We start from the raw sequence: 6,871 nt of genomic DNA, 5'->3' as shown, positions 1-6,871 counted from the left end.
CTTCCTCCACTACGTGGGGTAAAAGGGGCACATTTTAGGGACGGCATCACCGCCGACATACCTTTTGAGACAGCCCCCCCAAGACCTTGGTCTTAGGCTAGTAGGCTAATTCTTTTTATACGAGGAGGGATATTGATGTCGGCACCCGATCAAAACTGCCAAGAGCTCTGCACCGCCATTGCCAGCAGCGTCTCAGCGCCCGTTCAGGCCCTGGGCGTCTGCGACTACCAAGTGTCCAACCCCCTTGAAGATGTGGTTGTCACCGGTTGCACCGTGGAAGAAGCGTTCGCCACTCCCATCAGCGACACGAGGGTGTTGGTGACGGTCAATGTCGCCGTGGACTTCACCGCCGTGGAAGCATCGAGCGGCCTGCCCTTTAGCGCCCAGTGCGAGACGTCCATCCCTGTGATTGTCACCCTCGCTCCACCACCGGAGGCCACGATATCCGAGCAATTTCCGTGCACCACCGACGTAACATGCACCGCCCGGTACGCCGGTTTCGAACCGGCTCCGTCTCCAGACATCAGCGCCGAAGAGTTTATCATCACCGTCACCGGCAGCGTTTCCTGCACCAGTTGCGCGCCCGCCACGGTCAACGTGCAACTGTGTCCGACTGCGGAATAGCAAAACAACCCGGGCCCCCCACACCAAGGGGGTCCCGACTTTCTTTCCCATCCTTCAAAAGGCGACGCCTCAGTTCGCACCCCACCTCCGACAGTAATTGGGGCCGGTCATCGCCAACCCCTAATCGAGATGCGGATCGAGTTTAGGGCCATAAGTGCTCCCTTTTAGTTTCGGGCGGCATAGCTCCGTCCGATTACGTCGGCATTTCGCCCTCTCGCCTGCATAGGGGCCATGGCGGCGGTGCACTCTACGCAAAAAGGAGGCTACCTCATGGCCCAATTCAAACTTCCTGATCTGCCCTATAAGCTCGACGCGTTGGAGCCCTACATCGATGCCAAAACAATGGAAATCCATCACAACAAGCACCATGGCGGCTATGTGCAGAACGCAAACAAAGCTCTGGAGGGCCACCCGGAGCTCCAGGACAAGAGCATGGAATGGCTGCTTCGGCACATCGATTCGTTACCCGAAGATATCCGTACACCGATACGAAACCAGTTGGGCGGCCACGCCAACCACTCCCTGTGGTGGACAATCATGGGACCCAACAAGGGCGGCGAGCCCACAGGCGCAGTGGCAGGAGCCATTCGCGACACCTTCGGATCATTCGAGCAGTTCAAGGAGAAGTTCCAAAAGGCCGCGCTCAGTATCTTCGGCAGCGGCTGGGCTTGGCTTGTCGTGCGACCCGACCACTCTCTTGCCATCATCACGACGCCCAACCAGGACAGTCCCATCATGCAGGGCCTGACACCAATCCTGGGCCTAGACGTCTGGGAGCACGCCTACTACCTTCGTTACCAAAACCGGCGAGCTGAATACATTGACGCCTGGTGGCACGTGATTAACTGGGAGGAAGTCGATCGGCGGTTCAAGGCGGCGCACACAAGTTAAGACCCGTTTCCTGTGAGCAAGCGGCCCGCGCCAGTCAGCGCGACGTTGGAGCGTGCTGCAGTCTAGGACGCGACGCGGGGACAGGTCCCCAATAGCCCGGCCCCGAATGCCTAACGCCATTGATGAAAACCTCGAATCGGGACTGTCGGGGGACAACATGATCACCCGAGGACCCCGGCCCCTAGGGACATTAGGCACCCCATCATATCGCCTTTCGTTAGAGGTTTGGGTTCGTGGCATCGCGCGTGTTCACGACCAGTCGGCCACGGTGCATCGGATTCCCGGTGGGGAATTGGATCGCCTCACCGGGCTAGACTATATTGGCGAACGAATCCTGCTCACGGAGGCATTCTATGGTTCCATCAAAAGGCGCCGATCCGATATCTCATTCAGTTCCAATACGAACCTTAGCTCTCGCCTTAGCTGTAGTGATGTTTGTGATGGGAGCCGACCTCAACATCGTTTCGCCGTTCCTCATCGACATTAGCCGCAGCTTTCATGTGACGTTGGCAGCCACCGGGTGGTTAGTGACGGCCTTTGCCGCCGGGTATACGTTGGCCTCCCCGCTGGCCGGATGGATGTCCGATCGTACAGGGCGTCTACCCACCCTTCTCGCGGGCATGATAGCGTTTGTGGTATTTGAAACGGCATCAGGATTGGCCCCGACGCTACTTACCGAAGCTGCTTCAAGGGCACTAGCGGGCATCACGGCTGGGGCCGTGAGCCCTGTGGCGTACTCCCTGGTGGGCGACGTCGTGCCAAAACCTGAGCGGCCCCGGGTTATGGCGATTCTCTCCATGGGTTTTTCGGCATCTACGGTTGCGGGCGTACCGCTTGGATTACTGCTCTCGACGGCCGTGGGCTGGCGGGGCACCCTGCTTGCCATCGCTGGAGCCCTGGCGATGTCAGGGATCGGCCTTGTCCTTCTTCTGACCCGCATGTCCAAGATTCCAGCCATTCCCCGTCAGTCCAGCTCCCGCTCGGCCACGGAGCTCCTACTCCAAACGTGGCCGCAACTCACCGCAAGCTTCATGGCATTTGCCGCGATGGGATTGGTCTATACCTACCTTCCGACAACTTTGTTGCGCCGTGGAGTCCCCAACACCACGTGGCTCATGGCTGTCTTAGCCGGCTATGGCCTGTTCAACTTGATTGGCAACGCAATCTTTGGCCGGTTGGGGGAATCCAAGGGCGCCGCTACGGCAGTCCGTATCGCGCAATGGATAGAGATTTCCATGTTGGCGCTCTTGGCATTAGCAGCTGCCTGGGGCTCCCTTGCGATCGCGATCGCAGCATCGTGGCTATTTGCAGCGAGTCAAGCCTACATTCCGGATTTGAAAGCTTTGGCCGCAAACGTCCCCATTCATTGGCGGGGGACAAGCCTAGCGCTCAACAACACCGCCATGTATAGCGGCATGATGGTCGGATCAGCCATCGCCAACGCTGTATTCCATCAATGGGGGTTCCCTCTCACAGCCTCCTTGGGAGGCGTGGCGATCGCACTCGGCATTGCCAGCATGCATCGGCGTCGTCGGTTGGCACCTCGCGCCATCCAGGGCGTCTGACCTTCCACGGGAAGGCGATAAGTCATCTGGAGCTCCCCACAGCCGACAAAGGATCCGATCCATATAAGAGGGCGAAGGTCGCAACCGTTGGTCAGGTCGCGAATGGCCTAGTGCACGGTAAAACGGCCGCGTGATGGTCGCCCCGACATCGTTGGCTCGGGATGATTTACATGATCTTTGGGCGCAGATCCTCTCTTTAAGTGGGCATGCTAGTAGAAGCGCCTTTTGAGGCACTCAGCAGCGAAGGGGAGACTTCAGTGACCGGACTATCAGATACCACGACTCTGGCAAACGGCGTAAAAATGCCTTGGCTAGGACTCGGCGTGTGGATGGCTAAAGATGGCGAGGAAGTGAAGCGTGCCGTGCGCGCGGCTATTGAATTTGGGTACCGCAGTATTGACACGGCTGCCGCATACGCAAATGAAGAAGGGGTAGGCCAGGCCATCCGAGAGAGTGCCTTTCCCCGCGACCAGCTGTTCATCACCACCAAGGTCTGGAATGCCAATCAAGGATACGAGTCTACGCTGGCCGCCTTCGAGGAAAGCCGGAAGAAGCTGCAACTCGATTACCTCGATCTGTATCTCATCCATTGGGCGGTCCCTGGCCGGTATCTCGATACGTGGCGGGCATTGGTAAGGCTCTACAAGGATGGCCGAGTCCGCGCCATCGGAGTATCCAACCATCAGCCAGAGCATCTAGAGGATATCATGGCCCACAGCGACGTGACGCCGATGGTGAACCAAGTCGAGTTTCACCCATATCTTACGCAACGGCCACTGCTGGACTTCTGTCGCAAACACAACATTCAGTTGGAGGCTTGGTCACCACTCTTTCGAGGGGGCGATTTGCTAACTCACCCCGTCATTACAACGCTCGCCGAAAAATATGGAAAGACTCCCGCGCAAATCATCTTGCGATGGGACTTGCAGCAGCAGGTGGTCACCATCCCGAAGTCGGTTCATAGGGAGCGTATCAAGGAAAACGCCGAGGTATTCGACTTTGAGTTGGCAGAGGTAGATATGGACCAGATCAGCGGACTCAATGCCAATCGCCGTTCCTTCGACTATGATCCCTACAATGTGAACTTCTAGATGACCCGAATCGTCCCCCGTTCCCGTCTGCTCTCGGAGAACATGACGCCGCGGTCAACGGAAAGCTCGGTGCCATCCCGAAGATACAACAGATAGCTCGGCGGCGGGACGACGTTGTCTGGTGCGCGACACGGACGCATACCGCCGTCCTGTAGTGATGGAAACGGTTGCCTAGATCATGTTCAACCCCTTAACCTAAGGACGGGTATGGGCGTCCATCACCTGCTGGCTATTTTACAACGAGGGAGACACCGTGATGCTGAAGATTGGCGTGATACTGGGAAGTACCCGTGATAACCGACTGGGTGGGAAGGCTGCCCGCTGGTTGATGGACCAAGCTGTCCAGCGCACCGATTTGCAGTTCGAGCTCATCGACTTGCGTGATTATACTCTCCCCTTCTTCAACGAGCGGGCGAGCAATATGCATGTGCCCACTCAGGACGCTGAGGGCCTACGATGGCAGAAAAAAATCGCGGAGTTTGATGGTTATGTGATTATGGCTGCCGAATACAACCATGGCCCCACGGCAGCCCTGAAGAATGCGCTGGATTATGCCTACGTCGAATGGGTGCGCAAACCGGTCGCGTTCGTGGGATACGGATCCGTCGGCGCAGCCCGTGCCATCGAACAACTGCGCCTCATTGCTGTTGAACTGCAAATGGCTCCGATCCGGTCCGCCGTGCACATCCAAGGCGGAGACTTCCTGCCAATTTTGATGGGACAAAAAACTTTTGACGATCTCGCTCATTTACAACCGCTCGTATCCACGATGTTTGATGATCTAGCATGGTGGACCAACGCATTGAAAGTGGCTCGTGAACGATAACGCTCGATAACAACCCGGCATGGTCCTGATGAAGGAGGGGGAGAGCACGCGAAAAACAGCGTGCTCTCCTTTCCGTATCGTGCTTCGCTCAGGATCTCACAAAACGGTCCTGCCCGACCACTCACACATTGATGCCGTCCAGCCTCCGCTCCGCGCCCGCCACGGCACGAGGGACGGTCAATCGTCAGAAGGCGCCGGGTCAATCCAGTGGGTCCCTGCTGTGACCTTTTTAGAAAACCCGCGTTATACCCGGAGAACGTGACCGCCGATATTGGCCGCGTTAAATCATTACCCGAGGAGGAACTTATGAACAAGACCACAGGAGCTGTCATCATCATGACGATGGGTTCGGTCCTCGCAGCAGGATGCGGGCTGTCCGGTGCGGCCGGACACCCATCCAATCAAGCAACGGGGACCCATTCCGCGGCAACACCGACTAGCACGACGACCGTGCCCGCCACAACGGGGTCGTCTCCGTCATCGTCTTCCACATCAAGTCAGTCGGTTTCGCCGGCAACGTCGGCGTCGGGGTCAGGTTCTTCAGGAGCCGCCCGTCCCTCGGGCTCGTCAGAGGCATCTGGCATCTCCCGTGCGGGAGTGCAACGGGTGAAAGCATGGATGCAGTCAGGCCTCCATGGTGAAGGCCTGAACATGCCCATCGGTGACGGCAAGACCATCGACGCGGTACAAAAAGAATGGGGCAAAGGCCAGAATTCCGCTGCTGGGGCCGGCATCTATGTCACCTATCCGTCCCATGGGGTGGCCTTTGGGGTAGGCACGGGCGACCAGATTTTTGACGTACGATCCAACGCCTTGAGCATTCGAGCGATTACCCGATCTGATGTTACGACGGCATTGGGTCCCCCCGCTGCGGTCCGGTACGCCGATAATACGACCATATACATGTATCCCGATGGGCCAGACTACCAGGTGCTGTGGACGTTCGCCGGGGGCCCTGGCCAAACCGGTACCACCGTGGATCACGTGTCGGTATTTTGGCCTCAAGGGACCGTGAACTTGATGGGCCAAACTGTGCCCAATCCGTCCGTGGTGGTCACGAAAAATCCCGGCGGATCGGGGTCCTACCTACAGTTCTCGATTACAAACGCCCCATCTGGGTACCGTCTCGACGAGTTGGAGTGGCTCCCGTCAGGCCAAGGGGCGACCGTGGTCAATACCGAATCACAAGCCTTGTACAATGCGGAGCATGGGGTTTCCGGGAACGTCTTCATGAATACGTATGGCGCCTATCGGTTCCAATTCACCGCGTCGCAGAAAGGCACATCCGGCAGGATTCGCCTCATCTATGAATCGCCCCGCGGAAACGCCATCATCGGCACCAGCAGCACTATCACCCTGCATTAAGCCGCGACCACACGGGGCCGCCTCCAAAGTCTCCCCAAGGGTGGCTTTGGACGCCTGTTGAGTCGAGTATCCCTCACTCCTAGTGAGCAAGGGGGCGCTTGCTTTAAGCGATGTCCCCAGGCATTGGTCGCCTCAACCCGCTTGATTAGCCGTTAACACTGCCATGCCTTCCCCCTGGAACGGCTTCCGCGCCCTCGAGGCGCGCGGCCTGCTTCTCTCGCTGCCAAGACGGCACGGCCACGATGGTCGGCAACAGGCGGCCCGCTATAGTGAACAAACGTCCCAAATACGGTTCCAGTCGGCCGGGAGGGGCGTGTTGAACTATTGTCTCTGGACACGGCCGGGATTCCGCGGGGTGGTGTTCATTTGCGGCGGCGCATTTGGCGTGACAATCGCCTTTCAACCAGGGTATTAGACAGGTCAAAATCTTGATCCTAGTAGAACCATTCCTTAATTCGTGATAATCACGGAAGGTTATGGTACGGTAAGGGAAATCCTTGGTTGGAGGT

6 protein-coding genes are annotated in these 6,871 nt (G+C 57.8%); all 6 read left to right on the top strand.

Translation table 11 applies throughout. The features are described from left to right. The first annotated feature begins 135 nt into the window (after positions 1-135). The 6 genes from HIJ39_RS20720 to HIJ39_RS20690 all read left to right on the top strand — a co-directional run bounded on the left by HIJ39_RS20720 (position 136) and on the right by HIJ39_RS20690 (position 6,362). On the top strand, positions 136-624 hold the full coding sequence (locus tag HIJ39_RS20720) for a hypothetical protein (RefSeq protein ID WP_169102940.1): 489 nt from the start codon (positions 136-138) through the stop codon (positions 622-624). A 270-nt stretch (positions 625-894) separates the two neighbouring features. Beyond that, positions 895-1,515: a superoxide dismutase gene (locus HIJ39_RS20715; protein WP_169102939.1), complete on the top strand. Its 621-nt coding sequence runs from the start codon at positions 895-897 to the stop codon at positions 1,513-1,515. Positions 1,516-1,868: 353 nt separating this feature from the next. Further along, the gene (locus HIJ39_RS20710) at positions 1,869-3,080 is read left to right on the top strand and encodes an MFS transporter (protein ID WP_169102938.1); all 1,212 of its coding nucleotides are present in this window, start codon (positions 1,869-1,871) and stop codon (positions 3,078-3,080) included. A gap of 257 nt (positions 3,081-3,337) precedes the next feature. Next, positions 3,338-4,171, top strand: coding sequence for an aldo/keto reductase (locus HIJ39_RS20705; protein WP_338055263.1), 834 nt, complete (start codon positions 3,338-3,340; stop codon positions 4,169-4,171). 256 nt (positions 4,172-4,427) lie between these two features. Next, complete coding sequence (locus tag HIJ39_RS20695; RefSeq protein WP_169102941.1) at positions 4,428-4,997, top strand: NADPH-dependent FMN reductase; 570 nt, start codon at positions 4,428-4,430, stop codon at positions 4,995-4,997. A 306-nt stretch (positions 4,998-5,303) separates the two neighbouring features. Continuing rightward, positions 5,304-6,362, top strand: coding sequence for a YjgB family protein (locus tag HIJ39_RS20690; RefSeq protein ID WP_169102935.1), 1,059 nt, complete (start codon positions 5,304-5,306; stop codon positions 6,360-6,362). Positions 6,363-6,871: the final 509 nt, after the last annotated feature.

It is taken from the genome of Sulfobacillus harzensis (assembly GCF_012933365.1).
Classification (GTDB): domain Bacteria; phylum Bacillota; class Sulfobacillia; order Sulfobacillales; family Sulfobacillaceae; genus Sulfobacillus_B; species Sulfobacillus_B harzensis.
Note: the sequence above shows the minus strand (reverse complement) of the source record. Positions and strands in the feature narration are given on the sequence as shown.

What these genes read in the sequence shown, in the direction of transcription:
- HIJ39_RS20720 (WP_169102940.1), top strand. Translation starts at nt 136, where the DNA reads ATGTCGGCACCCGATCAAAACTGCCAAGAGCTCTGCACCGCCATTGCC.
- HIJ39_RS20695 (WP_169102941.1), top strand. Translation starts at nt 4,428, where the DNA reads ATGCTGAAGATTGGCGTGATACTGGGAAGTACCCGTGATAACCGACTG.
- HIJ39_RS20715 (WP_169102939.1), top strand. Translation starts at nt 895, where the DNA reads ATGGCCCAATTCAAACTTCCTGATCTGCCCTATAAGCTCGACGCGTTG.
- HIJ39_RS20710 (WP_169102938.1), top strand. Translation starts at nt 1,869, where the DNA reads ATGGTTCCATCAAAAGGCGCCGATCCGATATCTCATTCAGTTCCAATA.
- HIJ39_RS20690 (WP_169102935.1), top strand. Translation starts at nt 5,304, where the DNA reads ATGAACAAGACCACAGGAGCTGTCATCATCATGACGATGGGTTCGGTC.